This is a genomic window from Vibrio sp. 1069 (assembly GCF_033340555.1).
In genome coordinates, this window is sequence record NZ_JAWOWP010000004.1 from 173135 (window position 1) to 198889 (window position 25755).

General features: G+C 42.7%; 22 protein-coding genes and 1 pseudogene. 3 read left to right on the top strand and 20 right to left on the bottom strand.

The genetic code is table 11. From position 1 onward, the window contains the following. Positions 1-2: 2 nt before the first annotated feature. The 7 genes from R7040_RS08750 to R7040_RS08780 form a co-directional block, all read right to left on the bottom strand. Positions 3-2036 carry an HAD-IA family hydrolase gene (locus R7040_RS08750; protein ID WP_206971368.1) on the bottom strand — a complete coding sequence of 678 codons (2034 nt, stop codon included), beginning with the start codon at positions 2034-2036 and terminating at the stop codon, positions 3-5. Then, the gene (locus R7040_RS08755; protein ID WP_206971369.1) at positions 2033-3076 is read right to left on the bottom strand and encodes a hypothetical protein; all 1044 of its coding nucleotides are present in this window, start codon (positions 3074-3076) and stop codon (positions 2033-2035) included. The genes R7040_RS08750 and R7040_RS08755 overlap by 4 nt, the downstream gene beginning before the upstream one ends. Positions 3077-3636: 560 nt before the next feature. Then, on the bottom strand, positions 3637-4059 hold the full coding sequence (locus R7040_RS08760) for a hypothetical protein (RefSeq protein ID WP_206971370.1): 423 nt from the start codon (positions 4057-4059) through the stop codon (positions 3637-3639). A 299-nt stretch (positions 4060-4358) separates the two neighbouring features. Beyond that, positions 4359-5171: a sugar phosphate isomerase/epimerase family protein gene (locus tag R7040_RS08765; protein ID WP_206971371.1), complete on the bottom strand. Its 813-nt coding sequence runs from the start codon at positions 5169-5171 to the stop codon at positions 4359-4361. A gap of 112 nt (positions 5172-5283) precedes the next feature. Then, a complete protein-coding gene (locus tag R7040_RS08770; protein WP_206971372.1) occupies positions 5284-6921 on the bottom strand; it encodes a hypothetical protein in 1638 nt (545 codons plus the stop codon). Positions 6922-7036: 115 nt separating this feature from the next. Further along, positions 7037-7354, bottom strand: coding sequence for a hypothetical protein (locus R7040_RS08775; RefSeq protein ID WP_206971373.1), 318 nt, complete (start codon positions 7352-7354; stop codon positions 7037-7039). 6 nt (positions 7355-7360) lie between these two features. Further along, complete coding sequence (locus tag R7040_RS08780) at positions 7361-8104, bottom strand: helix-turn-helix domain-containing protein (RefSeq protein ID WP_206971374.1); 744 nt, start codon at positions 8102-8104, stop codon at positions 7361-7363. Positions 8105-8508: 404 nt separating this feature from the next. Between R7040_RS08780 and R7040_RS08785 the strand changes: the two genes are divergently transcribed. The 3 genes and pseudogenes from R7040_RS08785 to R7040_RS08795 all read left to right on the top strand — a co-directional run bounded on the left by R7040_RS08785 (position 8509) and on the right by R7040_RS08795 (position 9726). Continuing rightward, positions 8509-8847, top strand: coding sequence for a hypothetical protein (locus R7040_RS08785; RefSeq protein WP_206971375.1), 339 nt, complete (start codon positions 8509-8511; stop codon positions 8845-8847). A gap of 175 nt (positions 8848-9022) precedes the next feature. After that, positions 9023-9253: an N-acetylmuramoyl-L-alanine amidase gene (locus tag R7040_RS30605; RefSeq protein WP_206971376.1), complete on the top strand. Its 231-nt coding sequence runs from the start codon at positions 9023-9025 to the stop codon at positions 9251-9253. A gap of 144 nt (positions 9254-9397) precedes the next feature. Continuing rightward, positions 9398-9726, top strand: a pseudogene (locus tag R7040_RS08795) (hypothetical protein). A 233-nt stretch (positions 9727-9959) separates the two neighbouring features. Here the strand turns inward: R7040_RS08795 and R7040_RS08800 are convergent. The 13 genes from R7040_RS08800 to R7040_RS08860 all read right to left on the bottom strand — a co-directional run bounded on the left by R7040_RS08800 (position 9960) and on the right by R7040_RS08860 (position 25437). After that, positions 9960-11282: a hypothetical protein gene (locus R7040_RS08800; RefSeq protein WP_206971377.1), complete on the bottom strand. Its 1323-nt coding sequence runs from the start codon at positions 11280-11282 to the stop codon at positions 9960-9962. 102 nt (positions 11283-11384) lie between these two features. After that, complete coding sequence (locus tag R7040_RS08805) at positions 11385-14474, bottom strand: rhamnan synthesis F family protein (RefSeq protein ID WP_318095597.1); 3090 nt, start codon at positions 14472-14474, stop codon at positions 11385-11387. 20 nt (positions 14475-14494) lie between these two features. Next, complete coding sequence (locus tag R7040_RS08810; protein ID WP_206971379.1) at positions 14495-15391, bottom strand: NAD-dependent epimerase/dehydratase family protein; 897 nt, start codon at positions 15389-15391, stop codon at positions 14495-14497. 19 nt (positions 15392-15410) lie between these two features. Further along, positions 15411-16514, bottom strand: a complete 1104-nt coding sequence (rfbB, locus tag R7040_RS08815; protein WP_318095598.1) for a dTDP-glucose 4,6-dehydratase — start codon at positions 16512-16514, stop codon at positions 15411-15413. 80 nt (positions 16515-16594) lie between these two features. Beyond that, positions 16595-17491 carry a dTDP-4-dehydrorhamnose reductase gene (gene rfbD / locus R7040_RS08820; RefSeq protein ID WP_205390671.1) on the bottom strand — a complete coding sequence of 299 codons (897 nt, stop codon included), beginning with the start codon at positions 17489-17491 and terminating at the stop codon, positions 16595-16597. Next, complete coding sequence (locus R7040_RS08825) at positions 17469-18374, bottom strand: glycosyltransferase family 2 protein (RefSeq protein ID WP_205390672.1); 906 nt, start codon at positions 18372-18374, stop codon at positions 17469-17471. Before R7040_RS08825 ends, rfbD begins: the two co-directional genes overlap by 23 nt. An 8-nt stretch (positions 18375-18382) precedes the next feature. Then, positions 18383-19153, bottom strand: coding sequence for a glycosyltransferase family 2 protein (locus tag R7040_RS08830; protein WP_318095599.1), 771 nt, complete (start codon positions 19151-19153; stop codon positions 18383-18385). 93 nt (positions 19154-19246) lie between these two features. Next, the gene (gene rfbC / locus R7040_RS08835) at positions 19247-19792 is read right to left on the bottom strand and encodes a dTDP-4-dehydrorhamnose 3,5-epimerase (RefSeq protein WP_205390674.1); all 546 of its coding nucleotides are present in this window, start codon (positions 19790-19792) and stop codon (positions 19247-19249) included. Between the two features lie 85 nt (positions 19793-19877). Continuing rightward, complete coding sequence (gene rfbA, locus R7040_RS08840; protein WP_205390675.1) at positions 19878-20771, bottom strand: glucose-1-phosphate thymidylyltransferase RfbA; 894 nt, start codon at positions 20769-20771, stop codon at positions 19878-19880. Between the two features lie 53 nt (positions 20772-20824). After that, on the bottom strand, positions 20825-22378 hold the full coding sequence (locus tag R7040_RS08845) for a lipopolysaccharide biosynthesis protein (RefSeq protein WP_240199923.1): 1554 nt from the start codon (positions 22376-22378) through the stop codon (positions 20825-20827). A 63-nt stretch (positions 22379-22441) separates the two neighbouring features. After that, positions 22442-23227 carry an ABC transporter permease gene (locus R7040_RS08850; RefSeq protein WP_206971382.1) on the bottom strand — a complete coding sequence of 262 codons (786 nt, stop codon included), beginning with the start codon at positions 23225-23227 and terminating at the stop codon, positions 22442-22444. Between the two features lie 77 nt (positions 23228-23304). After that, on the bottom strand, positions 23305-25032 hold the full coding sequence (locus tag R7040_RS08855; RefSeq protein ID WP_318095603.1) for a polysaccharide biosynthesis/export family protein: 1728 nt from the start codon (positions 25030-25032) through the stop codon (positions 23305-23307). Positions 25033-25044: 12 nt separating this feature from the next. Continuing rightward, positions 25045-25437 carry a hypothetical protein gene (locus tag R7040_RS08860; protein WP_205390678.1) on the bottom strand — a complete coding sequence of 131 codons (393 nt, stop codon included), beginning with the start codon at positions 25435-25437 and terminating at the stop codon, positions 25045-25047. Positions 25438-25755: the final 318 nt, after the last annotated feature.

The following is a 25755-nucleotide window of genomic DNA, read 5'->3' on the forward strand; positions in this document are numbered from 1 at the left end:
TACTACTCACCTAAAAATGGGTAGCGGCCAAATTGACTAATAAGCGGCCCCCATTTTTTTATATCTTGTTCGTTCAGTTCATTTTCACCGACAAGGGGATTACTCCAGCCGGCGGCTTGCCATTTGTCAGCGGGATTTAATATGTGCAAGTTGGCCAACCCAAAATCGCCGGGAATTTGGGCATCAGCGACGGCGTTATCACCCACATGAACAAAGCGGCTTTTATCTTGTAAGCGGTCACTCATGTATGACCACATGGTACCGTTATCTTTCCTTAAGCCTCGCTCAGAAGAGACAAACAGCTTATAACCATTGGTGACGCCGGCTTTACGCAGCATCAAAACAATCTGGTGCTCGGTATAGTAAGTGTCTGATATAATGTAAACTTGCTTTCCGTGGCCAATCAGGTTGTTGAGGATGTCCACCATCTCATCTTTTGACTCAATCATATCGAGATCGTATGAGAACTCTAGCTCTGCAAAACGACTAGCCCGATCTTCATCCCAGCCATATTCTTTGCCCAGCAAAGCGTAGGTTTCAAAGATGGTCACATCTCCCTGGAACTGCTTCGCCTGGCGAACGCTAAATTCTGCCTTGTTGCGTGCTTTTACAAAATCGAGTGGGGAAGGGAAGAACCCTTGCTCTGTCAGGTATTGGCCAAGTTTCAGTTTGGCATAATCTGGTACGTGATGACTTCTTCTTACCAGCGTATCAAATACGTCGAAAGAGATAATGTCAAACGGCAGCAGCTTATAAAATAGATCCTGTTGCGAGTTGACGTAGCTGGCAAAAATATAGCTTTGGTCGTGAGTAAAGCTGCCCAGTTCAGGGTAGTAAAACAGTTGAGAGTAATTGTTTTTTTCCGCCAACAGACCGATGCAGCGTTCCAGGGCATGCAGCTCTGAGCCGTCGTTAGGCAGCGGCTCTGCTGGAAAGTCGTCATATTGGTAAGGCTTTTCTAACAGCTGTTTCAGGGCCTTAGGCTTGGCCCAAAACATCCCGCCGACCGGGTAGGGTAAAAATTCCGAATGGGCATCTAAGCCCCAGTCCAGATAAAACTGCTGACGAAACGGTTTGTTCTTGAGCCAGTGGTTGACCCAATCCGGCATCATGTTAAAAGAAGTAGGGTAGTAAATGCCACACTCTTCATTTTCCACCATATAAGTCAGCATCTTGGCAATCACACAATGGTCATTGAGTAGGTATTCACCTAAGTAATCAGCCCATTGTGTTTGTGGTCGACCGGAGTAGAGCGATTTTTTGGAGTGTAAATGGCAGAACAAGTCATATTTTAACAGCTCTTGGCCAAACTCAACCAACATGGGGCCGAAATTACGTCCACGGTTAGGAACCTCGCGAACCAGAACTTTATTTACACAGCTCAGGCTTTCAAGTTTACGTGCTATTTCATCTTGATATTGAATGTCACTCACGCTGATAAACAGATCAACATTGACCGGAAAGTGCTCCAAACATTGCGCGTAGTAATCAATGAAATCTGCGTAAAAGATATGTAAGCAGATGGCAATATTCAGATGTTGAATGTTTTTGACATCGGGTTTGATGGCCAGTTTATCTGTGGGAGTCCATTTCGGTGCGAAAGGTGTGACAACGCGCCCTTCATTCTTACCCGTTGTCAGGTAATGAGCCAGTGGGCTCACGCTTGCATGATAGACATCCAGGTTGTGCTTTTGATAGGCCAAGTTATCAAAGCTCGGAGAAGGACTGACGGCAGAAAAGGTACTTTTGTGTAGGTAGTCCCGAAAAGCCAACGCTTCAGAGTCAAATCTTCGGTTCTGCACATCACTGTACCACTGACAATCAAACAAACCATGTTGTTTAGCTTCTTTGAGAAGCTCGGTTTCATTATTATCCAGGGTAGCAATAGAGCTATTTAATCCCTTGGTTGCTTTTTTCAGTTGGCGGCGTAATAGTGCAGATTCTACTTTGAACGCCATTTGCATCATTTTAGGATTGCGTCTGAGTGCGTTTTCTACTAATGGAAAACGCTGTTTTATTATTGCTCTGTAGTTCATATTTTTAAGCCAAAAAAGTCTAATCCGTTTACCGTGCCTTCGCTTGTAATATCATCATCTATCGTGAATAAGGGCCAGCTATTGCGGGGAAGCATTCCTTTCTTCATAACAAAGGCGGTGTAAAGCTGTTCTATCTCCTGCGCAGTAAACTCGCTCCCTTGCTGAGAGAACTCACGAAGTTGCTCCAGTGCACCTTCCATTATCTTCTCGATAAGGTGAAACTGATGCTGGCTGTCTACTTTTCTGCCATAGTAATAGTCGAATTTTCGGTGTGGCAAAGGGCTATGCCGGATGTCCTGAAATTGACCGACGGGGGCTGTTAACAGCGCTTCGAGAAACATTGAACGGTCAAGTGGCAAGTAACCATCGCCCATTTTAGGCCCTTCTTGTAAGTAGCCCTTCATCGTTGCAGTTACCGTACCCAGCGTTTTTGTTCCCGGCTTAGAGGCAATCAGGTAATGGCCTAGCGTGTTTTTGTGAAACATAATGCTTAGCAGGGTTTGTATTGTCCCGCTGTAGCCGAGGTCAACAATATTCAGTATGTCCTGTTTAAAAAAATCAATCCCCTCAAGGTAACTGACGTATGCGTCATGAGAGGGGCTGACGATAGGTTCTAATACTGGTTGTTTGGCTTCTAAAACTGTAGCGACTTTCTTTAGATCGGCAGGCAGTAAGACTTTTTGCTGCTGTTGTTTCGAAGAAAATGCGCGATTAATACTGACATCACTCAGCATAAATCGTGTTCTCATGAGTTCATAGAGAGTGCCGGAGAACTTAAAATTCAGGGAATATGGATAAGTCTCTGGATTTAAAAGGCCAATTTTAAACAGAAAGGCTCGAGACACCAGTAAATAATGAGAGTTGCGTTGTTGGCCCTGAGCGTGGGCAAACTGCTGGAAAGATTGTTCTAACCAATACCCTTCTCGCGCAAGAAAGTACAAGGGGCGTTCTGTCGATTGTTTAAGGAGTTGGTGGTTGAAAAAAGTGAGAGTGGGTGCAAGAAATACAGCTCCGAGCTGTCGCAGAGATTGGGTAGCCATTAAACTAAACGCCTAATTAATCAATTATTTATTTTTTTGCTCTGACTGGATTTCTCATAACGCAAAAACGCTACCGCCCTATGATATTTAGCGTTTTCCATAACACGCAAAATCCGAGGCGCAGCCGAGATCTAATAAGTTTCCAATTTTACTGCTTGGAACAATACCTGATGCGTATCGTTGTTTCAAGATAACTCATTCAAAGCGATCTGCTTTTAATATTATCTTAACAACCATGGACAACTCAATTTCTTGCCTGAAGGTGAGCAAAACGCATGCTAGCGAAAGGAATTCCAGTATGAGGTGGTATGCGCTTAATCATGGCCGGTATCCATGTCTCAGCATGTATTTTCCTTGCAGGAACGTTTGATATAGCCCATCAACTGAATGAATGCGGGAAACATGTTTTTCTAAATCAACACCTCTCCCAACTCATTGTGCTTATAAAGCTCACTTTGTCCTTGTTGGTATCAATTATCGCAAGCAATTTTTGTTGAACGGCAAGTTACAGCAGATGAGATGTGCCCATACCATTGGGACCATTGGGTACGGAAGCTTGCTCAACGCACACGTGTCTTTTTCAACAATTCAGTTTTAATAACTTCAACCAATACGTCAATACTCATGGCAAAAGTGACAGGTGTTGTATTCACTTTTACGTCGTTGATGTACATATCCGCTAGGGTGGGAGCAAGAGTGTGTTGTGGTAGGTCTGGGCAGGTTTCGAAAGCACAGTTTGAGGTAGGAAGACCTGCTTGAGCTAGATCTTCTCTTGGTTGATCCGCCATGACCTCACAAAACAGCCTGTCTCCCTCTTTAAACGCTATATGTACAGGTGCTGAGGGGTTAGCTTCATCATAAGCCCAACCACGGACTACATGATTGCAACTGGTATCCAAATGGAAAACAAAGTGATGTTCAACTTGTGTATCATCAGCAGAAACTTTAGCCTTTGTTGGTGAGAATAGTTTTTTTATCGACATGTATGTTGCCCTGTTTATCTTAATCTGCGCCAGCAGCAAACCGTATGGTGTTAGCATGGCACTATTTACTAAACAAACAAAATGAACATTAGCATTATGTGATATTTATTCACAAAATCATATGCTTGATGCGGTTGATTTTGTTGCCGTTAATCGATTCAGCTATCACCGATGAATCATGAACACGCTCGCCAACAAAGGCCTCTCAGAACCGTCACAAGGTACTCTAAATCCGTCGTACACATCGCTCTTTTGTGCTTGATTCTCGCTTTTTTAGCATCGTTAGTGCGTTCAGTGGTTTAAACGCTATTTCTGTACAACTGGGTAAAGGCCTTCAGTGAAGAGAGAAGTCCAAATGGCGAAAAATTCTTTTCTCCCATTTCGAGAACGATCCACTTGCCATTGTAGAGCTGTTGAATTTCGTGACTGAGGACGACATTAAAGCCAGAGGGCTGAAAAAAAAAGCGCAAATCTGGCTCTGAAATATGTAGGTGCTTAGCAAAGGCTAGGGAGTGGCGATAGTTTGCGGATATCAGGTCGCTGGCAAGGAATTGGTTCGCGGTATCAAACTGCAATACCAAACTTCTCGAATTTACCTGTTCAACCAGATGCTTACATTGAGTTAGGTTGTGCAGGCAATCAGCACCGTAAGCTTTTGGGATTGGTTCCAGGGCTAAGGCCTTGCCTTTTTCTGCAAATATTTCGGCGACTTTAGCAAACAACGCTTCTAATTCCTGTTGTTCAGGGACTGGCGCTGAGCGCAATTTAGCTGCTCCGAATACAGCGTAATCCGCATCGAGATCAACTAATAATGACGCCACTGTTGAGCAATGCTGAAGAAATATGCGGCTTTGCTCAGGATGCAGAGATAGCGAAGGAACGCCAAAGGTAATGCCCTGCAGTGAGCTTACCCTAAGGCCATATGCTTCAATATGACGCTGGAATCCACTGATATTTTTGGCGGTGATGTTTTTCCAATCGCCAAAAGCTTTAGTTGGTGCGACTTCTATCGCACCTATATTGTGCTCGGCTAAGGCGTTATAGCACCAGTCTGCATTCTCTGCTGGCCAAGCAAAATTACTAACACTTAGTCTGCTTTTTATATTTTTCATCGTGATCTAAGAATTATTCCACAGTTTCTAGTTTTAAAGCCGTGTCTCTAATCAAATCCATTTGTGCTGGTGCTACGGTCATGAACGAATCTCATTAAAGTCGGCTATTTCTTTAACACTGCTCAAAAACTGGATGCCAGTGTTGCTCACAGCGTATTAGTAAATCTGACTCTGCGGCGGCGGTGGGGATAGTGTGCGTGACAGATGCCAACCAGGCAAATCTATCTTTATCAGCCAATTTCAACGCGACACTTTGCAAGTAAGCATCCAGCCCCGCTTGCACATCGTTCAACAAGGTTATGCGGCTTTGTAATGCAATGATCGCCGAGTGGCTTTGATCGGCCTGGTTGAGTATCACTTGCGCTTGCTCGATCTGTTGTTGGCTTAGCAGGCATTCTACATAATGTTGAATGAGCGGGATTTGCGGACCAAGTTGTTCTATAGCGTGGTGATAAACCGTTAATGCTGCTTCGGGCTCTGCTTTGGCCATGTGCCAACGCGCTTTACTAATATAAAAGTGCGGGTTGTTCGGGTTTTCTTCGAGCGCTTTATCTAAAAAATGCTGAGCTTGTGTATCTGCCCCGAGTGCCTGATAACAAAGCCCTATTTGCATGCTAACAAAAGGAAAATAGAACCCGAGTAGCTTAGCGTGACTGTAGTGTTCAATGGCTTTCTGATAAGCGCCATCTTGCTGATATAGCCTTGCTAACTCAGCGTATAACTTGCCGCTGAGCGGAAAGCGCTGTTGAAGCAGTTGTTCCAGAGAATGAGCGACAGTCGGGGTAAAGGCCTGCCCTGCGAGTTTAGCCAACAAGCTGTCTTCATCAAGTTGCGACAACTCCGATATATCGGCGGGTTGCTGAAATGTGTTTTGCTCATTCTGGACACCATCGTGCTCGGCTTGTTGTTTGCAGGCGCTTTGATAGGAACCAACAAATGTCTCTGATAGCGAAGCCGCTGGGTAATATATAGGCGCTTCTTCTTCGGCGCGAAAATCTGTTAAGGCCAAAAGCTGTTGCCAAACGGCTTCTAACTCTGCTTGCAGCGAGAAAGAGAGTGATTCTTTCACACTCATGCAAGCCTTGTCTCGCAATAAAGTTTGGTCAAAAGGGCTTACTGTTGAGGTATCTAATGTAAAGCCAAAGCGTTCGTTCAGAGTATCAATCAGTGGTGCACCTTGAAACAACCCGCGTTGTGTGGCTATCAAACAACGTGCTCGGTGCTGCTTGGCAAAGGAGAGCAAGCGACGATTGTAGGCCAGCCACATTTTGGCCGCTAGTTCAGGCTGTTGCCAAAAAGAGGCTGCAACTGCTGGAGATAAATTATGTGCAAGATCTCGGCTTTCGCGGTGTAATAGCGACTCTAAGCAACTGCTCCAGTGGCGAAGAACCAGCAAAAAGTAGCCATTCTCTCCCAACGCTTGTTGCCACTGGGGCAAAAATAAGCAGGCACGCGGGTCTTTGACTCCCCAATGGGTATTTTTGGAATGGCGCAGTTCGATATACTCATCGAGAAAACGAGAGTGAGAATGCAAAGCTACCTCGTCGTGGAACTGCCAAGAGGTGCCAGCGTTTGCTAATTGCTCATCATGTAAGCGCACCGCAGGCCAATCTTCATAGTGGCCGCGCACATTCCCCACTGTGTTTCCCATCAACTCATAGCCCATATTGAGACCAGCATGGTAAAGGTAACTGGCTGTCGCCGATGTGGCGCTGCGGTGAAATCCGGCGCAAATGAGCGTTTTATGCATGAGTACTCCTTTCTCGCATGGAAAGTTATTGAGGGTGGCGGATTGAAAATTTGAGAATGTATACTCAATTATCCATTTCTGTCAGATAATTAAAAGGTATTGAATGCGATTTCTCTTACTCTGGAGACATTTTCTTCCCCACCCAGCGCGATATTAAGCTCTGCTTAAAATCTTGACCACCTAACCGGTAATAATACTCACCGTCAGCACTTATGGTGCGGGTAATTTCAATTACTAAGTTGGCATTCCGCAGCAAAGAGATAAATGTTTTTTGATTGTGAATGTCCAGTGCGTTCATTAGTTTTTGTTGGCTGATCGGGTAAGGGAATGCGTTCAGGCACACACGCAACAAATCATGTGGCCGGCCTGATCCTCGATCTACATATTTTGTCAAGATTTTCCGCTGTTCATCCAGTGAAAGATACCAATCCATCGCCGCTCACCTCTCTTGTTTTTGCGCAACAATGGCTTGGATGCGGGCCTCTATTGGGTGTTTGTTTTCTCGATTTTGGTAGTCAGCAAAACAGCGTTCGAGAATCTCTGGCCGTTTGCCATGATGATCTGGGAGAGCCACACGCTGTTTTATATGAACACGATTGGCATGACTTTTCGCCGCACCTCGCAGCCAACTGTTGATAAAATACTTGATGGTTTCTCGTGATCTGCGCTTTTTTTCATTGAGATATGCTTGCAATTCTTGCTGTACATCCAGCGCCGGATACGTTGCGACCAGCAGCTGATAAAACTCTTGGTCGATAGGGGGTTCTCCCTCCAGGGCGAGTAAGGTGATGACCGGAGGTTGCGAGTTGCCCTGCTCAAGATCATGTTTATTTTGTTTATTGGTTATGGGTGCAGTTAGTTCCTCATTGAGGGCAGGAGTGGAGGGTGGGGCCAACGAGCAAGGCCCGTTGCTCTGGGATGAAAACTGCAACTGAAAAATGTTGCTCCGTTGCCGGCCATTGGCAAAGCGAGGCTGCTTTTGCACGTGACCTTGCTGTATTAATACCTTGATATGAGTTTTGATTGATCGAACCGACACATGACAACTCTTGGCTAAATAGTCGTACGAGGGGAAGCAACACCCGTGCGAATCGGCGAGATCCGCTAGAGAGATCAACAGCAGTTTATTGATAGGGGAGCCCGTGTGAACAGAGAGGGCATGATGGAGGTAAGTTTGGCTCATGATTCGCTCCTTATGATAACCGGAGCTCTATCCAACCAGCCAAACGGTGAAATGGGACGTGTGTATAACACAAATCTGCAGAATTATTACGCGCGTTTCTACCCACTTAGCGTTTTATAAAAAACCACTCATACTTTAGTTACTACTAATGTGCGAAGCAAATCTAATAAAATGATTTTATGGAAAATAAACTGCATCAGCGTTATCCCATTTCGGCAAGAACCCGCTAACTTACTCCCTGAGATGCAACTGTCTAAAACCTGATTCCACTTTTCTCTCGCCTCATCAAATACAACACGCTCTTAACTCCATTCTCAACCACATGATTTCCCCTAGGTGCATCTCGTCATTTTCGAAGAGGAGGGGAGGAGAGACGAGGCCAGTAGCCATCAATAAGGAGCCGCATGCACTCAGCACCATTAGAGGCATTGATTCAGCTATACCACGCAAAAACCGCCAGTCAAGAAACGCAACATTCGCCCGCCATGCCTGAACCAGACGCATTGATGGACATGGTTCGCCATGCTGAGCGTGTTCACCCGCTGGGTTTTGCGCTGTTTGAATTGCGTTACCTTGGATACAGTGCCGCCAGTTATCAGCGGTTGTTGGCGTTTTGTCACCACTACCTAACCAAGGGAGAGAGCATGACGCAAGTTGGGCAATACGCGGAGCAGGAACTTGCTCACTTTTGTCAGCGCTTTGAGGAATACTGGTGGGCAGAGGGGGCCCATGAAGAAACGTAGAGAAGGAAAGCAAGAGAGCAGAGAGAAAGGAAAACCACCAAGAAAAAAGAGAGGAGAATACTTGAAATACATCACTATTCATTGCTCGGCGACGTAACCGGAGCAGAACATAGGCGCTCGCGATGTCCGCACTTGGCACCGAGCTAAGGGGTGGCGGGATATTGGTTACCATTGGGTGATAACCCGTGAAGGCGAGCTGCAAGCGAGGCGCCCGATGACGCAGCAAGGCGCGCATGTTCGCGGCCATAACCAAGGCAACATCGGCATTTGTTTAGTTGGCGGGGTGAATGTGCAGCAGCAAGCGGAATGCAATTACACCGAGGCGCAATGGCGGACTTTGCGTGCGCTTATCGAACGCTTGCAACGCAGTTACCCAATTGCCGATGTGCACATCCTCGGCCATTGAGATTGGCCAACCGGCCATCACAAAGCGTGTCCCTGCTTTGATGTACAGCGCTGGTGGCAAAGTCAAGCGCGTATCCTTGGCGCTTGTCGCCCCTAAACTTAGAGGCAATCCTAATCATGAACAAACTTGACAAAGAGACATGCGATGTGGCAGCGAATTTTTGGCAGCCAAGAGCTACTCAAGCAAAGCCTAACCACTTTAAGCCAAGCCGGAGATGCGATGTTTTTTACTGATGAAGAGAAAGCTAAACACACCCTAGCGCTCTTAAAAGCCTACGAGCCATTTAAACTGGTGCAGCGCTGCATTGTGTTATTGTTTACCGTGCCGTATGTGAGTTTGCAAACCATGGTGATACTTGGTGTATGCATGGTTTAGACTGGCAACCCATCAGTGAGGTGATTAACGAGGCCTTTGGCTACCCAGTGCTCGCAGCTGTGGGGCTTTATTTAACAGGAGGGGTATTGCCGAAGTGATAGGATTAATAAATTTATATAGCTCTGTTGGATACAGCTTTAATAACCTTCGAAGTAGACACTATTTATTTTTCGATCGTCTCAAATTTATTAAACTGATTGTTTGAGTTTTAACTAGTAGTGCTGTTATTTCCTTGGCTGACTTTAAGTGTTGCTTAAAGTCAGCTTTAATTGAGTGTTGGCTTGTGTTGGCTTGTGTTGGCTTGTGTTGGCTTGTGTTGGCTTGTTTTGGTTTAATGGTGCGACTTCTGGTTAATTAACATTTTTTTGAATGTGATGGTGTCTTTAATTTTTATTTTTACAATTGTCTTATGGTTGGTTATACGTCCTTCTAAGTCTATATAAAACCCAAAGTTACCATCGTGTAGGTTAGCGTTCTTTAAATCTTCTCTTGGTAAGTTGGCGGTGTTTATAGAGGCTAGTTGACCATTTAGATAAACTTCATAATTTAATTTTTCTTGAAGGCAGTCTATGTCTGCCATCCATCCTGAAATATAAGAAGTGTTAAAGGCTTCCACATTGAATCTAAGGGAGTTATTAAATTCTATTTTTTTTGATGAGTAGTGCTCTAAACATTCTAACATACTTAGATTGGTGTGTTCTTTTACTTTCTCATTGAATCTTCTATCTAAAATTAGTGGCAATAGCTTATTTATGTCACTCTTACTTATGGTTTTTAATTCATCTTCATTTGTTGCGATTTTGTTTGAATTAATGATATTTAACTCTTTTCCTAGTTTTTTTTCCATCCATGAAATGTCTGGTTTGGCGGCGTTAATTAAATTTTCTATGGTGCTTCTTGGTAAAGAGAACTTTTCATCACTCTCGGTTGTTAGGGCTATTTGGTCCACAATATCATCTATCTGATTCAAGGTTTTTTTATTTTTTTGTATGGCCAAAATGGTTTTTACCCCTAGAGGAGACAAGGACTCATTGGAGTTTGCGTTGCCGATGTAATCAATTCCCACTCTAGTACAAAAATCCTCAACTACATTTCCATTGATGAGAGAGTCTTTTGTGAACAAATAATAATCAATTTTGTCAAAAACTTCTTCAAACTTTTCAAATCTAGATTGATAGTTTGGTAGAGATAGAGGTGAATCTAATTCTACATAACTTGTTTTCGCTATTTGTTGAAAAGCGCTATTAATATATTCAACTGGAGGTCTTACATATGCCATTACTTTAACCTCATCAACGTGATCGAGTAATTTTTTTTTGAAATTACTTAATTCTTGATGATTTAGTTTAATAAGAGCTTCTGAGGATAATATAATCGTATTGAAATCCAATGAGAGACAGTGATTTAATCTGTTTTTGTAGAAAAGAGCCTTTTCTAAGATATCTTCTCGATCTTTACTATTAGCGATAAGCTCATTATCTTCTTCTGGGGTATCTAGAAGAGCGTATAATAAAGGTCCACTATGGTTTGCAGTTTTTAAATCTGCATAAATAATGTCTTTTGCTTTAGTTGGTGTCTGATTTTCTTGCAAATAATCTTGAATGGAAGAGGAGCCTGTTTTATGCATTCCAATATGTAATATAGCTTTCTTCATAATTTGATTTCTTTCTATTATATTGATAATAAACAGAAGGCATTATTATCATATTGCCTTCTGTCAATAATGATGATGCTTAATCTATTAATTGGACAATCACTACCACTTAGTATTGCCGCTGTAGACTGTTACTACAGAGGATTTCATGGTAGACGCAATATGAGGAATTAATCTCTCGATGGCATGCATATAAGACCCATCATAAGGAAGAGGTTCCTCTTGTATAAATGGAGTTAAATCTAGGTTAAATAGTGGTTCGAGAGCATCCGGCCTTGCCCAAAACATAGTGCCGAGCGGATAGATATGGGCGTGACCCATCCGAGGGATGTTCATCGCATCACAAAGCTCATCAGCAAAAGGTTTGTTAGTTGCAAAGTCAACCACATGACGATCTTCAGCAAAAACCAAACCGACTTGTTTATCTTCGAATAAACTTAGGATCTCATTTGCAGCATTTGGAGAGCCTATAAGATTTTGCAATAAATAGGTTCTCCAACGATTACCCATATTTCCATCAGTCTCAATAGATTTCTTACTATGGAAATGACCAATCACATCATATCCAGATTGAGTCAACTCTTCCTTAAGGTCAATAAACATTGGTGCCACATCTCGCCCAATATTTGAGACATGCTTAATGGTTAGTTTGTTTACACCACACGATGAAAAAGCCTTAGCGATATTGTCATCAGATTGCGTATCACAGGAGGTCACATAAAGGTCAAAACCTGGTGGTAGGCAGTTAAAATATAAAGCAAACTCATCAGCCAAATCAGGATAGTATAGGTGTAAGTGCACTGCTGATTTTATTGCCGGCTTTCTTGAGCACGAGCCGGTAATGATTTGGCAAGAGTGGGTATCTATACCATTATTTTCGATTATTGCTTGATACAAAGGTACTTGATATGGGTTATTTGATTTATTAATCCATTCGGCTTGAGAAAAACCTGGTTTAGGATTAACTCTATGAATGCCTTTTAACGACATTTTAATGTAGAGTTCAAGTTCGAGTTCTTTTTTACTACATAAAGACGTGTAATCACTGTCGAATAAATTGCTTTGAGAAATAACTTGCTCAACTTTTGCACGCTCATCGACTAACGTTTTAGCCTCTTCAATATAATTCAGTAGAGATGAAGTATAATTTTCAAAGCACAAGTTTTCTTTAACGATAGAAGAATTTACATTAGCAAAAGCATCTAGCTCGTGCTCAGGTAAAGTTAAATAATCACTAACCTTTTGCCCTAACTCTTCGCTATCTAAATAGGTTGCAATGCTTGCGTTGGCATTGTTTTCAAATAAAAATTCCGCACATCCGGTACTTTTATCGAAGCAAGCAACGTGAACATCCGCTTCCAAAGCGTCGATGACGACATTTGGAAAAGGATCTAAACGAGATGTAAGAACAAAACAATCCGTGATGGATAGAATATTATCTAAGTCTTTTTGATGCTCTAAGAATATAAAATCATCAGATAGTCCAGATGCTTCAATTTGGTTCTCTATCCATACTGAGTATTGTAAGTCTTTGCCTGGTTCATAACCAGCGCCAACCCAAACAAATTTACATTTTCCATGATAAGTTCTTTTAATTTTAGATGCGACAGAAACGAAAAGATCGACACCTTTGCGAATTTGTGTGTATCCGGCACCAATAATCACTTTGGTTTCAGAATCAATTTTTAATTTTCGCTTTAACGCATCAACGGTGTAGTTTTTGCCATTGCCTTCTGGCATATAAGGAAGCTTTCCTTGTGGCAAAATGGAAATGTTGTTCGGTTCTATTTTGCAACCCATGTTATTTTTCAAATCGCGCAACATAGAGTTTTTTAGTAATTGAGCAGGAACGACAACCTTATCTGCCTGCACTACAGTAGCAGCAATTTTTCCTTTTGGTCGCGTGTATTCACTAAACTCATGCACTAAAGATACTGTGGGAATTTTAAACTCACTCGCGACTTCTAATACTGGATAAGTTTCTACAGAGTTACAAATGAAAGCTTCGATTGGATAGCGTGAAGAAATATTGGCAATGATTTCACGAATGATTCCTTTTGCCTGCCCACGAAGGTTATCAATCAATTCAACACAGTTGTCTCTATATGAAGCATGAATTGTAGATTCATGCATTGCAACATGAATGATATTATGAGTTTCTAGAAGTTGGTTTCCAATATTGAGTCCAACTAATGGCGCGCCAGTTGCGGAGGATTCGTGGCAAACAATCGCAATAGTTTTCTTGCTGCTATCAAAAGGCAAATTACCAGAATGAATGTGATTTTCGAAATCGACTTTCAAAATACCTATTCTTCCTTCTTTGCAGCCATGTTCAAAGAAATGAAGAAGTGGATTAATGCCAATCGATTTTATATCTGGATAGGTTTCAAGATAAAACTCAGTATCAAATATATCTTTGATGACGAGATTTTGTTCCTGCCAGTTTTCTAGATAGTACTCAATGGGATCAAAATATTCATTGGGTGTTACTTGATTATATGAAAAGAAATTATCCCAAGGTAAATCAAGTTTTTCTATCCTATAATACTCATCAATAATTAATTTGTCGTATTGTCTTTGCGCAAATTCATTTAGGTTGATGATTATTTTGTCGTCAGTCTTAAGGGAATTAAACAAAAGTTCTTCTATTTCACTTTGTTTAATTTTCTTATGATTTAGACTAATTTTCTTTGCTGATTCTATTATCAAAGAAAAATCATCTTTTTCTGAAATGCTTTCTCCAATATGATTCTTAATTTTTTCCCAATTCACATTTGATTGGAAAATTTCCGTTACTAACTCCAACTCATTTTCAGTTAAATCATGAGTTTCTTCATCTTGGTTCCAAGTGTCGGAAATTTTAACGGAAAGTAATAACTTCTGATAGTCTTCTTCGCTAATTGAACCTTCCTTTAAATAAGGTTCACGCTGCTCATATATTCCTAGGCTTAAATAATGCAATAAAGGGTTTTTTCCAGAAAGAAGAACATCTCTATATTGTACTAGATATTCGAAAGTGTTAAATTCGCCTGGGATGATGAGATTTCCATTTCTCCAGTTTAATATGTAATGTAACAGAGGGTTTGTTTTCTGCTCTAGCATTCCATTAATAAAAATATAGTCTTTAAAGTCTATATCGTATCCTTTTAGTATGGCATACTCTTTGATTTCTGACGCTTTAAAAATAGGCATTTTTTCTTCCGGAATTAATTTTATTTATTTAGACGGCCATCTATATAGTCAAATACGCTCAAGCTGTTTTTATGAAAATTATTGCTTCTTATTTTATCTATACTCACACAGCTATTTATTACATCATAGGAAGGTCTTTTTAACTCTCTCTTGATGAGAGTAGAGGGATGTTTACTAGTTACGTAATTGACAATTTCCGAAAGATGTAAAATTTCACCTGAGCCAACATTATAAGTTCCAGTTTTATTCTCTGTCACTAGTTTCAATATTATTTCAGACATGTCTGGGGCGTAAATGAAATCCCTGCATGGGTCGCAATCAAAATAATAATTAAAATCGCTGCCTTCTATTACTGACTTTATTAATACATCTACAAATCCATGCTGTGTTTTTTCTTTGTTTCCATAAGGATTTGTTATTCGTAAGCAGAGGTAATCGTAATCTAATACGTTGGAGCAATGTCCGTAATGAATTTCTTCGAACATTTTTGCTTTACCGTACCATGATATCGGTTTAAGTATAGATTCTTCCGGATGAAGTATTGCTGACTCGGAGTCACCGTACACGGTTCCTGCAGAAGATAAATGAACGAGTTTTCTAATATTACTCCGTTCAAATACTTGGGTAAAATGTTCTACAGTTTTCCAAAATTTTTCTAAAGAGTCTTTTGTATTTTCTTCAAAATCTTTAGGTTTAAGAGATCCTGCTGCATTAATAACCGTCGGATATTCGTTGATAATCGACACTAAAGTATCTTGATCTGTCGGCTCTACAGTTACTATATTTTTTCTGTTAGACGGTTCAATAGAGATACCTATCCAAGGTATCTCTAGTCTGTCTAACTCATTAGCAATAGCTGAACCTAAGAATCCAGTAGCGCCTAGTAAAGTAATGCCTTTCGAAGTTGAGTTATACATAGATTATTAGCCAATAACGTTAGATTAATGCCTTCCACCAAGCATCGTTGGTTAAATACCATTCCACGGTTTTTTGGATACCCGTTTCAAACGATTCGGCAGGTTTATAACCTAACTCTTGATTGGTTTTTGTGGCGTCAATGGCATAACGGCGATCGTGCCCAGCGCGGTCGGTAACAAAGGTAATTAGCGCTTGCGCGTCACCTGCGGCTACTTTTGTCGCAAGTGGGTATTTGGCTTGTAATTCAAGGTGAGAAAGAGCAGGCAGTTCTGCTTCACCGGTAAAGTATTGGTTCATCAATTGACAGATGACTTTAACAATATCGATGTTCGCCCACTCGTTGTGGCCACCAATGTTGTAGTTTTCACCAATGCGGCCTTTTTCCAGTACCAGCTCAATGCCGCGAGCGTGATCTTCTACGTATAGCCAATCACGAATTTGTTGGCCGTCGCCATAAATTGGCAGAGGCTTGTCGTGCAAAATATTGGTGATGATCAGCGGAATCAGCTTCTCTGGGAAGTGATAAGGACCATAGTTGTTAGAGCAGTTTGAAGTGGTCACTTCCAGGCCGTAAGTGTGGTGGTAGGCACGCACCAGGTGGTCTGACGCGGCCTTTGATGCCGAATATGGTGAATTAGGCGCGTAGGCTGTCTCTTCGGTAAACGCTGGGTCGTTAGGCTCTAGTGTGCCGTATACTTCATCAGTCGAAACATGGTGGAAACGGTGTGGCAGCGGCGCTGAACCTTGTGCCTTTGGTTCATCGATCCATACTTTTTTGGCTGCTTTCAGTAGGCTGTAGGTGCCAAGGATGTTGGTTTCAATAAACGCATCTGGTCCGGTGATGGAGCGGTCGACGTGTGATTCCGCTGCAAAATGGACAATAGTATCTAACTGATGTGCTTTTAATAGCTCTTCAATGAGGTTAGTGTCGCAAATGTCGCCGTGAACAAAGGTGAAGTTTGGGTGGTCTTCTACAGAGCTTAAATTGGCTCGGTTGCCAGCATAAGTGAGAGCATCCAAAACTACGACTTTGTCTTGTGGATGATTCGCTAGCCAATAAAGTGCATAGTTAGCGCCAATAAAACCTGCGCCGCCAGTGACTAATAGATTACGTTGTTTCATAGTTTCTTACTGTTTTGTATTGGTTGTAACTTAAAAATGCGAGATGCGTTTATCTGGCATCTTGTGTTCTGAGTTGGTGTTTAGCCTTGAATTGCTGCTAATTCGTCCATCATCGCTGAGAGCTGTGTACGCCAATGAATGGTTTCTTTTCCGCTGGCTTTTTCTGTGCTGAATTTGTCAATCACGCTAAAGCTGGGCCTTCTGGCTGGGGTCGGGTAGTTGCTTGCTGGGATCGGACGTACTGGAATTTTCTTCTCCAACATGCCTTTTTCAACGGCAAGGTCTTGAATCGCAACAGCGAAGTCGTACCAAGAGGCAACGCCTGCATCAGTCCAATGAAGCAGGGTGGTTTCATCACTGGTATTTTGGTTGATGCCTTTTTGTTCAATCAAACACCAGATCATCTCGGCCAGTCCTTTAGCCCAAGTGGGGGTACCCACTTGGTCATAAACGATGCCAAGTTGTTCTTTTTCACTCATTAAGCGCAGCATAGTTTTGACAAAGTTGTTGCCATTCACCGAGTAGACCCAAGCGGTGCGAATAATGGTGGCATTGCCGCCAAGAACCTGGGCGATTTTCTCATCCCCCGCCAGTTTTGATGCGCCATAGACGTTAATCGGGTTGGGCTGGTCTTTGGTTTGGTAAGGGGTGTTTTTTGTGCCATCAAAAACAAAATCGGTTGAAACATGGATGAGTTGAGCATCAATCTCTTTACAGATATTGGCCAGGTTTGCTGAGCCGGTATCGTTAACGGCATAGGCCGTGGTTTGATCGGTTTCAGCTTTGTCTACGGCGGTGTAGGCGGCGGCGTTAATCACAATGTCTGGCGAAAACGCAATAAGTTGCTGGTTTACCTGGGCAGCATTGCTAATGTCAAGCTCGTCGAATCCCAGTGACAAGATATCTACGTTTTCTGGGTGAGTTCGCTCAAGCTCCCAAGCTAACTGACCGCCTTTACCGGTGATCAATACTTTCATCTTTTTTACCTTTTTTGCTTGTTATTCCATCCCATAAGCCTGTGGTCATTGCTGTGAAATGGTTTAAGCCATTGTTGTTGAATAGGCTATATAGTGTGAGCCTAATTGGCAATTTTAATAGTTCGTAAGTTTTCCAAATGAGTGGCACGTGAGCTTTTCGAAGCATCGCCACTAGGTTGCGACAGTAGTAATAGTGTCGTAGTGGCGAGTGGTTTACAATTCGCCGCCCCAAAAGAGATAAAGGTTCTACTCCCAAATGATGTTGAAGCTCAGCATTTGGATTCGTGAGCAATTGGTAGCCCAAACTGTTGGCTCTAAGCCCCCATTCAATATCCACAAAATCAATAAACAGTGACTCTTCATGTGGGCCAATCGCAGCGTAGTTCGCTAAGTTAATGAGGCTACCTGAAGTAATGGCATAAGAGACAGGGTAGAGTTTATCTTTGTGCAAATTTTGAGGTAACGTTCGCTTGATCTGCCATCTGTTTAATTGAATAAGAGCGCCGTAGTTTCCTAAGTTATTCGCATAATAGATCGGTACAATGCCAGCGGTGTTTTGATGCTTCAACGTTTCAGAGGCTTTTTGCATCGACTGAATAAAGGCTTCGTCGATTTGGCTATCTTGGTCAAACAAAAAGCACCACTGTATATTGTGTTGCTGCCAATAATCAATACCTTGATTAAGGGCGACAGCGACACCTAAGTTGTTACCATTGGCAATATAGACAATGTTGCTACTGCGCCATTTTGGTTTGTTAGGGTGTTCACTATTGTCAATCACTACCACTGGCAAGTAACGTGCAAGCCTCTCTGTATTGGCCAGAGCATCTTGGTCAGGGTGGTAGTAGACCACTACCGCTGCAAAGGATGATTTTTGCTCCATGGTTTCTACTATTGGCTTTTTTTAACTTTTGGGAAGAGTTTATCTTGTTTGCTATGCAAACAACTGCGGCTCTTATGTAGGTTAAGTAAAGCTAAGTTGTACTTAATAACACTATTTACATGGCGAAAGAAAGCACGAGACAAAAATTTATGGCTACATCGATGGCGAAAATGCACGGCAGTGACGTGGTAAAAAAAGGATATATCTTCTCCTTTCAGATTTGCTCTTCGACAAAAGTCCACATCTTCACAATACATATAGTAGCTTTCATCAAATCCTTGTAGCTCAAGATAAGTACCTGCCTTGACGATGATAAATGCACCACTTGCCCAAAACTTCCCTTGAATGTGCTCTGGTGCCGATTTATCGATAACGGTACTACGGTCGTTAAAAAGATAGTTTTTTACAAAATTGATTAACGTTGGATAGCGGCGCAAATTATCGTCATAAAGCGAAAGTTTATGATCTAAATAAAGGTTAGGAGCCGCTATCTTGGGCTGCTTTTGGCGCAAAGTCTCAATAAGTTTGTTGAGATTTTCCTCGTCGATAAACACATCAGGGTTCAGCAGGATAAAGTAATCATCAGCTTGCATTCCTAACTCTATGGCATGCAGGAAATTGCGGTTGTTATTGGTTGAAAAACCAAATTCCCGATCATTGCTTAAGTAAACAACATTGTGTTTCCTACAATATTCTTCGAGTTGACTGTTGTTTTTATTGTCGCGGCAAATTACCGTCACTTTTTCATGTGATGCTAGGCGACGAATCGTGTTGAGCATGAAAATCACATTGTGATGTTGATGTGATACGACGGAAAAATAAAACTTCATAGAGCCTCTTGGCGCCTTAATCAATAAAGCACGTCTACCGGGTTAAAATTTTGGTGCTTCTACAAAGCTCAGGCCCGCTTCATCTTTTGCAGACAGTTTTGGTGGTTGTCCATCAACAAGTGGCCACTCAACGTTTAGACTTTCGTCATCCCACTTCACTGACACCTCTGCACTCGGGTTGTAATAATCGGTGCACTTGTAGACAAATTCTGCTTCGTCAGAAGTAACATAAAATCCGTGTGCGAAGCCTTCAGGAACCCAAAGTTGACGCTTATTTTCAGCAGAAAGCAGTACACCAACCCACTGGCCAAAGGTTGGTGAGTCCTGGCGCATATCCACGGCGACATCGTAAACTTCGCCTTTTACGACGCGCACCAGTTTTCCTTGGGTGTTCTCTGTTTGATAGTGCAGACCGCGTAAGATGCCATGCGCAGATTTGCTGTGGTTCTCCTGAACAAACTCACGCTCACCGCACTGCTCATTAAACAGTGTGGTACGGAAGGTTTCCATAAAGAAGCCCCGATCATCACCAAAAACTTGGGGTTCGATGATTTTGACGTCTGGAATAGTGGTGTCTATAAATTTCATGATTTTTTGATTTCTGATTGGATTGTCAATGACTTATAGTCGTGGTTGAATAAAGGATACTCTGCCTCTTTACGGGGGGGGGGGGTTAAAATACTTTGTGCTCAAGAAGATCAAGTAAGTACCTACCGTAACCAGATTTGACCAGAGGCTGTGCAATGTCACGCAGCTGAGCATCTTCTATATACCCCATACGGTAAGCGATTTCTTCCGGACAACTCACTTTCAAACCCTGACGCTTTTCAATTGCCCGAATAAATAACGCAGCGTCCAGCAAATCGTCTAATGTGCCGGTATCTAACCATGCAGTCCCCCGACCCATGACTTCGACCTGTAGTTCTTCTGCCTGAAGGTATTGATCGATAACATCGGTAATTTCTAGCTCACCACGAGGAGATGGCTTAACGTTCTTTGCAAATTCAACGACTTTATTATCAAAGAAATACAGGCCAGGAACCGCGTAATTGGATTTAGGCTGTGCAGGCTTCTCTTCGATTGAGATCGCTTTCCCATCGTCATCGAACTCGACGACACCATAAGAAGTTGGATTTGAAACGTGGTAACCAAAAACAGTCGCACCGCTTTGCTGCTGATTGGCATTTCGCAGTGATGCCGCAAGATCGTGGCCATAAAACAGGTTGTCACCCAGGACAAGTGCGGCTGGTGAGCCTGCTAAAAACTCTTCCGCGAGAATAAACGCTTGAGCTAGGCCATCAGGAGAATGTTGAACAACATATTCAAACTTCACACCCCAATTAGAACCGTCGCCTAACAGACGCTCAAAGCGGTGAACTTCTTCTGGTGTTGCGATGATCAAGATTTCAGTGATGCCAGCCATCATCAAGTTGGATACTGGATAATAGATCATCGGTTTATCGTAAACGGGCATTAGCTGTTTACTTACTACCTTGGTTAGTGGGTAGAGACGGGTGCCGGAGCCACCGGCAAGGATGATTCCTTTTCTATTTAATGGATTTAGCATTGTTACTTTAAGCCTTGTGTTGTGGTGCGATAGCCTTGAAAAAATAGGCTACCTTATTTTAGTTCGTGAATGGTGGAGATAATTATTTTGCCAATAGCAAAGAGCATTGAGGCAAGAATTGCGAAAAGGGTTATATTATAAAAGGTGTCCGGATATTTACTATCTTCGGGAACCGTGGCAGCTTCGACTACAATAAGATATTTCAGCTTGCGGTAGGCTTCTATCCGAGATTTTTCAAGCGATACCTGTGAAGACGTATAAGCCTTAAGCGCTAATTCAGTTGTGATTTTTAAATCGGTAAACTGGGCCAGAATTTCGCTTACAGACGTTTTTTCGTCTCCATTTTGAACTAGTTTGCTTCTCTCACTATCAAGCTGTGCACGTAAAGCCGACAGTTCATTATTCAGCGCGACGACTCGGGGGGCTTTGACACTCATAATCGATCTTAACCCCTTCAGCTCTGCTTCTTTTTGCGTTATCTTACCCTCTAACTCGTAAGCAATCTGTTGAACTGCCATGCCTTCTGCTGTGGGATCCAACAGATTATACTTTTGCTGGAAATTGAGTAACTTTGTTTGAGCTTGTTGGAGTTTATCCTCGACAAGGGCATGTTCACCTTGGATGAACTTGAGTTGAGCTTCGGCAAGTTGGTGCCCAATTGAGTTAATGTACCATTCCGAACGGTCTACAATGGTATTCGCCAGTTTTTGCGCGAACTCAGGGGTAAAGCCTTGCGCGTGGACACTGATGACACCGGATTTATCTTCTATCTCTGCCTTAACGCGCTTTCTGTAGTATTCAATTACGTCCTCTTTAGTGTCACTGTCATGTATTCGACTGAAGTAGTCTATATCACTGGAGCTAAAGTGAGCTCGCAAAGACAGCGCATCTTCAAGGTACAGCAGCATATCATTCGAGTAGATGTATGCTTTGACTAATTCTGTATCCGAACCGCCTTTGGTCGACACACCCAGACCACTCAGAATCGCCATGGAAGCGTCCATCGTTGCCGTGGCATCAGGTTGCTGAACAATGACCTTGGCTTGACTTTCATATCGCTCGGAAGCCCAAATGGTTTGGTAAAAAGCGAAGACCAATGTTGGAACAAGTACAAAAAGAGAAAATGGTGTTTTTAGCCACACTTTCAGTTTTTGGGTAAGGCGCTTGTTGTTTTCCAATGCTTCAGAGTCTGGTTTCTGGTCGCTGGTCTTTTCTTCTGCGATGGTCGTGTCGGGGGCATCTACTCGGCTTGTGATGGGGTGAGTCTGATTAGAGCGAGCTTCCAGAATTTTCAGGTTCTCTACTCTTTCGTAAATACGTTTAGACAACTCTGGATCACTTGATTCAAGTTGTTCTGCTTTAGCGCTTAAAAAGGCTGTGTTGCTTAGCTGTGCCTGAGTGTGCGAAGTCTTGAAAGCGTTAAAGCGTTTATTCAGTTTTTCTTGCTTAACACGAGTTATTCGCAGCTGAATGCGTTGTGCAAGGAGAGGCTCCGTACTTGATAGTTCATCCGCTTTGGCGGCTAAGAAGCCGAGGTCATCAAATTCTGCTTGGCTTATGCTTTTTTTGAATTGCTCAAACTTTTGTTCAATTTGTTTCTGGTTCATATTTCTCAATTCATTGTTGCTGCTTTGGCTATCCATGATTGTGTAGAGCATGGAGAACAATCATCATCGACTGATGGCCTGTTTCCAGCTTATTTGATAGCAAGCGAGCGCGAAAAACACGCAGGTGATGGTTGCTGCGTCGAGATAAAAGTAACTTATCCCGGTCTCACCGTAATTTGGATATGCCGCGTAACGAGACAATTCAACGGCGTGCAAAAGAGGGTTCCAGGTCAGAAATAGCCAGTAGTCCTGAGGGACATCCTGCAAACTGAAAAAGATGCCAGAGATAAAAAATATCGGTCGGGTTATCAGAGCTTGTAGCTTGTCCATTTCCGGAACGTAACACTTGGCTAACCCAAGCAGTAAGCCAACAGAGGTCGCAATAAGCCATACTCTTAATACAATCAGTATCAGTTCCAGAGGATCCTGAATATTTGACTTTAACTGCAAAAAATAGCCGATAGTGATAAGCAGTAGTACGAGAAAAGCTTTTACCAGCAGCTCAAATCCAGCCAAGGCCAGTACCGAGCTTATTGGCTGGACTTGTCTGAATGCGTATAACGGTTTGTTTTTATTGATCGCAGCAGAAGATTTTTCTAGCACGCCTAAAAAAAACTGAACCAGGACAACGCCGAATGTCACGAAGAAGACGGTTGGCATACCATGGGTTTGTCCACTGTCTAGGGAACCTCTAATGCCAACCAGCACCACCACCATGATCATTGGCGAAATTAGTGCCCAGCTCAATCCAAACTTATCGTTAAAAGAGCTTTTAATCTCTCGTAAAAAAATGGCGAAGATGACATCTCCCCAAACTTTTAGCGTACTACGTTTGCTTACTTGTGCCATATTGATTCATTGAAGTGGAGTTTGACTACTTGCCTATCTCCACTGTGTGTTGGTTTTATGCCGTTAGTATATTGCAATTAGTTTATTGCAACGTTAGCGGCCACTGCGATCTGATAGATAATTTGGGTGATATCTTTCACCGCCTGCATCGTTTTCTCATCAGCTTTCGGCAGTACAAGGATTTGATCGCCCTTTTTCAGCGGGTTCGGACTGTCAAACTCAACAAGTCCATTGGCGCGAACAATCGCTATGCGAGAGTCTTCTGCTCGTTCAGTGAAGCCGCCAGCCCAAGCAATATAATCATCAATTGACGCATCGGGGTTATACACTACGGCCTGTGGCATCAAGACTTCGCCTCCAATTTGAATGAGGTCGGTCTTGTATGGAATAACGATGGTATCTCCTTGCTCCAGCAAAATATTTGCTATGCGACTGCTATCAGAGACAACGACTTTACCTAGAGGTTGTACACGCCTTGCACGTTCAGTGAACTGCAATACCATTTGGGCTTCTTTGGCCCGAATGGCCGCTTCACCGTCTGAAGAGACTGGTGCGGTAAACACGCTACGCTCAAGACGATTGAGAGACTCTTCGATCATCTGTTTCTGGCGCTCAGCAACACTTTTACGCAAGATATAGATGGAGTCATGGTCCGCTAACTGCGGATCGATAGGGATGTGATTCAGTAAGTCATGCAGTTTGGCGCGTTTTTTGACCGCAAAATAAGACGGTCCCAAATAGCTACCGGATACCTGGATATCAATAACCTGTGCATGAAGGTCATCATTAAAGATAACCTTATCACCGTCCTGAAGTATAAATGACTGAAAGTCTTTGTAGGTCATGTACAAAGAGAACGGGCCGTCCTCGCGGTTGCCGATCACACCTACATGGCTGATTTTTGCCAAAGGTCTGGAGTACTCAACGAGCTTAGAGCCCGGAGTTTTGAGGTGTTCCAGTTCAAATCTGAACGGGTTGCGTACACTTCCGGATACCGTGACAGCTGATTGCTGTGGTTTTACTAAAATGACGTCACCATCTTTAAAGTTTACTTTTGGTAAAGTTCCGGAACGAATAAAGTCATACAGATCCACGGTTGTGACGATTTCACCATCTCTTAGAACGTCAATTGCACGATAGCTGCCGCGTTCAGGATCAATGCCTCCAGCACGCTTGAGGTAATAAAGCAAGCTGTCAGAAGCCATGCCTGCATATTGTCCGGGACGGATGACCGGGCCAGAAAGAAAAATACTTACAGGGGTCGAGGTGAGCAAGTTGACATAAACATTGACGTCTCTGGTATAGACGCTCTTAATCTTTGAGGACACAAGCGAGTTGACCTCGCTGGCTCGAACATCTAGCACTTTGATCGGGCCGACTTCGGGAATAAAAATGTTGCCCTGATTGTCGACGGTTAAGACATTACTAAAGTTAACAGCGCCCCAAAGCCAGATGTTAATTTTATCACCCGGAGCAATCAGGTAGTTGTCGTTTAGCCCATCTGTCCTTTCTGTTTCATAGCCACCGGCGAATAGATTTGCACCGTATGGCGGAGGAAGCGATTCACCGGAAGAGGGTAATAGTTGCCGAACGTCGGTTTCTCCCGGTAATAATAAGTTGCGTCTATTTTCTTTAGAAAACGTGCCAGCTTCTAACTGTTGATTTGGTGCGGCGGAGACCTGTTCAAGTTGCCCTGGAACGGCAGTAGAAGCTTGATTGAGAGTCAGTTCGTTGGAGCTGACTGGAAAAGAAAATAGTGAAAAAATAGTTGTTAAACCTAACCATTTATTGAACGTATTACTCATAATATATTGTACTTATAGGTTCAAAAGCGAAGCGTCTTCAACAATATCTGGAGTGATGTACCACTGACCTGCTTGATCATCCATTGTCGTAAACAAACAGGCGATATGAACACTTTTTTGGTCGGCCTGAGTGACATCCAGTGTACGGCATTGATTACCTAGAGCAGATGTATATGGTTTACCAAGATAAATAGAAGCGGAGGAATGCTGCAGATAAGAAGCTGACGGATTTGATAATATTGGCCAGTATTTTTCGGAAATAATTTTTCCACTAACTTCAATCGAAGATTGGCTTACTAAAGGTATTTTTGCGTTTACTTCTCTGGGTTTACTGGTACAGGCAGTCAACACAAATGCGATTGATACTATCGATATCAATTTGGAAAGAGGAATCTTATATTTCATCTTTTGACACGCTACCGCCCTACGGTTTTGCGTTTTCCATAACACGCCGGGCGTCCATTTTTATCTTCCTTGAATAAAACAATGACTGTTCTTCAGCTATCGAAGGTGCAGAAATTTGCTCTTCCGTAAGAAGAAATGCTTTGATACAGCGACGTAGATTACTATGAAAGTCCTTGCCTCAGCAAGAGGGGAGATTGGGACTGAGAGAAGTAAATAGTGTCAAAGGGCGATTTTTGTTGATTATGCGTTCTATATGTGTCGATCTGATTGATTTATTGTTATGAATGTGGCGAAGGCTATAACTGTCTCTGGCTCACA

Coding starts and splice junctions, on each gene's coding strand:
- R7040_RS08770 (WP_206971372.1), bottom strand. CDS start 6,921: ATGCATAAAACGCTCATTTGCGCCGGATTTCACCGCAGCGCCACATCG.
- R7040_RS08860 (WP_205390678.1), bottom strand. CDS start 25,437: ATGAAATATAAGATTCCTCTTTCCAAATTGATATCGATAGTATCAATC.
- R7040_RS08830 (WP_318095599.1), bottom strand. CDS start 19,153: ATGCTCAACACGATTCGTCGCCTAGCATCACATGAAAAAGTGACGGTA.
- R7040_RS08755 (WP_206971369.1), bottom strand. CDS start 3,076: ATGGCTACCCAATCTCTGCGACAGCTCGGAGCTGTATTTCTTGCACCC.
- rfbD (WP_205390671.1), bottom strand. CDS start 17,491: ATGAAAGTATTGATCACCGGTAAAGGCGGTCAGTTAGCTTGGGAGCTT.
- R7040_RS08810 (WP_206971379.1), bottom strand. CDS start 15,391: ATGTATAACTCAACTTCGAAAGGCATTACTTTACTAGGCGCTACTGGA.
- R7040_RS08845 (WP_240199923.1), bottom strand. CDS start 22,378: ATGAACCAGAAACAAATTGAACAAAAGTTTGAGCAATTCAAAAAAAGC.
- rfbB (WP_318095598.1), bottom strand. CDS start 16,514: ATGAAACAACGTAATCTATTAGTCACTGGCGGCGCAGGTTTTATTGGC.
- R7040_RS08780 (WP_206971374.1), bottom strand. CDS start 8,104: ATGAGCCAAACTTACCTCCATCATGCCCTCTCTGTTCACACGGGCTCC.
- R7040_RS08855 (WP_318095603.1), bottom strand. CDS start 25,032: ATGAGTAATACGTTCAATAAATGGTTAGGTTTAACAACTATTTTTTCA.
- R7040_RS08805 (WP_318095597.1), bottom strand. CDS start 14,474: ATGCCTATTTTTAAAGCGTCAGAAATCAAAGAGTATGCCATACTAAAA.
- R7040_RS08760 (WP_206971370.1), bottom strand. CDS start 4,059: ATGTCGATAAAAAAACTATTCTCACCAACAAAGGCTAAAGTTTCTGCT.
- R7040_RS08825 (WP_205390672.1), bottom strand. CDS start 18,374: ATGGAGCAAAAATCATCCTTTGCAGCGGTAGTGGTCTACTACCACCCT.
- R7040_RS08800 (WP_206971377.1), bottom strand. CDS start 11,282: ATGAAGAAAGCTATATTACATATTGGAATGCATAAAACAGGCTCCTCT.
- R7040_RS08750 (WP_206971368.1), bottom strand. CDS start 2,036: ATGAACTACAGAGCAATAATAAAACAGCGTTTTCCATTAGTAGAAAAC.
- rfbC (WP_205390674.1), bottom strand. CDS start 19,792: ATGAAATTTATAGACACCACTATTCCAGACGTCAAAATCATCGAACCC.
- R7040_RS08850 (WP_206971382.1), bottom strand. CDS start 23,227: ATGGCACAAGTAAGCAAACGTAGTACGCTAAAAGTTTGGGGAGATGTC.
- rfbA (WP_205390675.1), bottom strand. CDS start 20,771: ATGCTAAATCCATTAAATAGAAAAGGAATCATCCTTGCCGGTGGCTCC.
- R7040_RS08775 (WP_206971373.1), bottom strand. CDS start 7,354: ATGGATTGGTATCTTTCACTGGATGAACAGCGGAAAATCTTGACAAAA.
- R7040_RS08765 (WP_206971371.1), bottom strand. CDS start 5,171: ATGAAAAATATAAAAAGCAGACTAAGTGTTAGTAATTTTGCTTGGCCA.
- R7040_RS08785 (WP_206971375.1), top strand. CDS start 8,509: ATGCACTCAGCACCATTAGAGGCATTGATTCAGCTATACCACGCAAAA.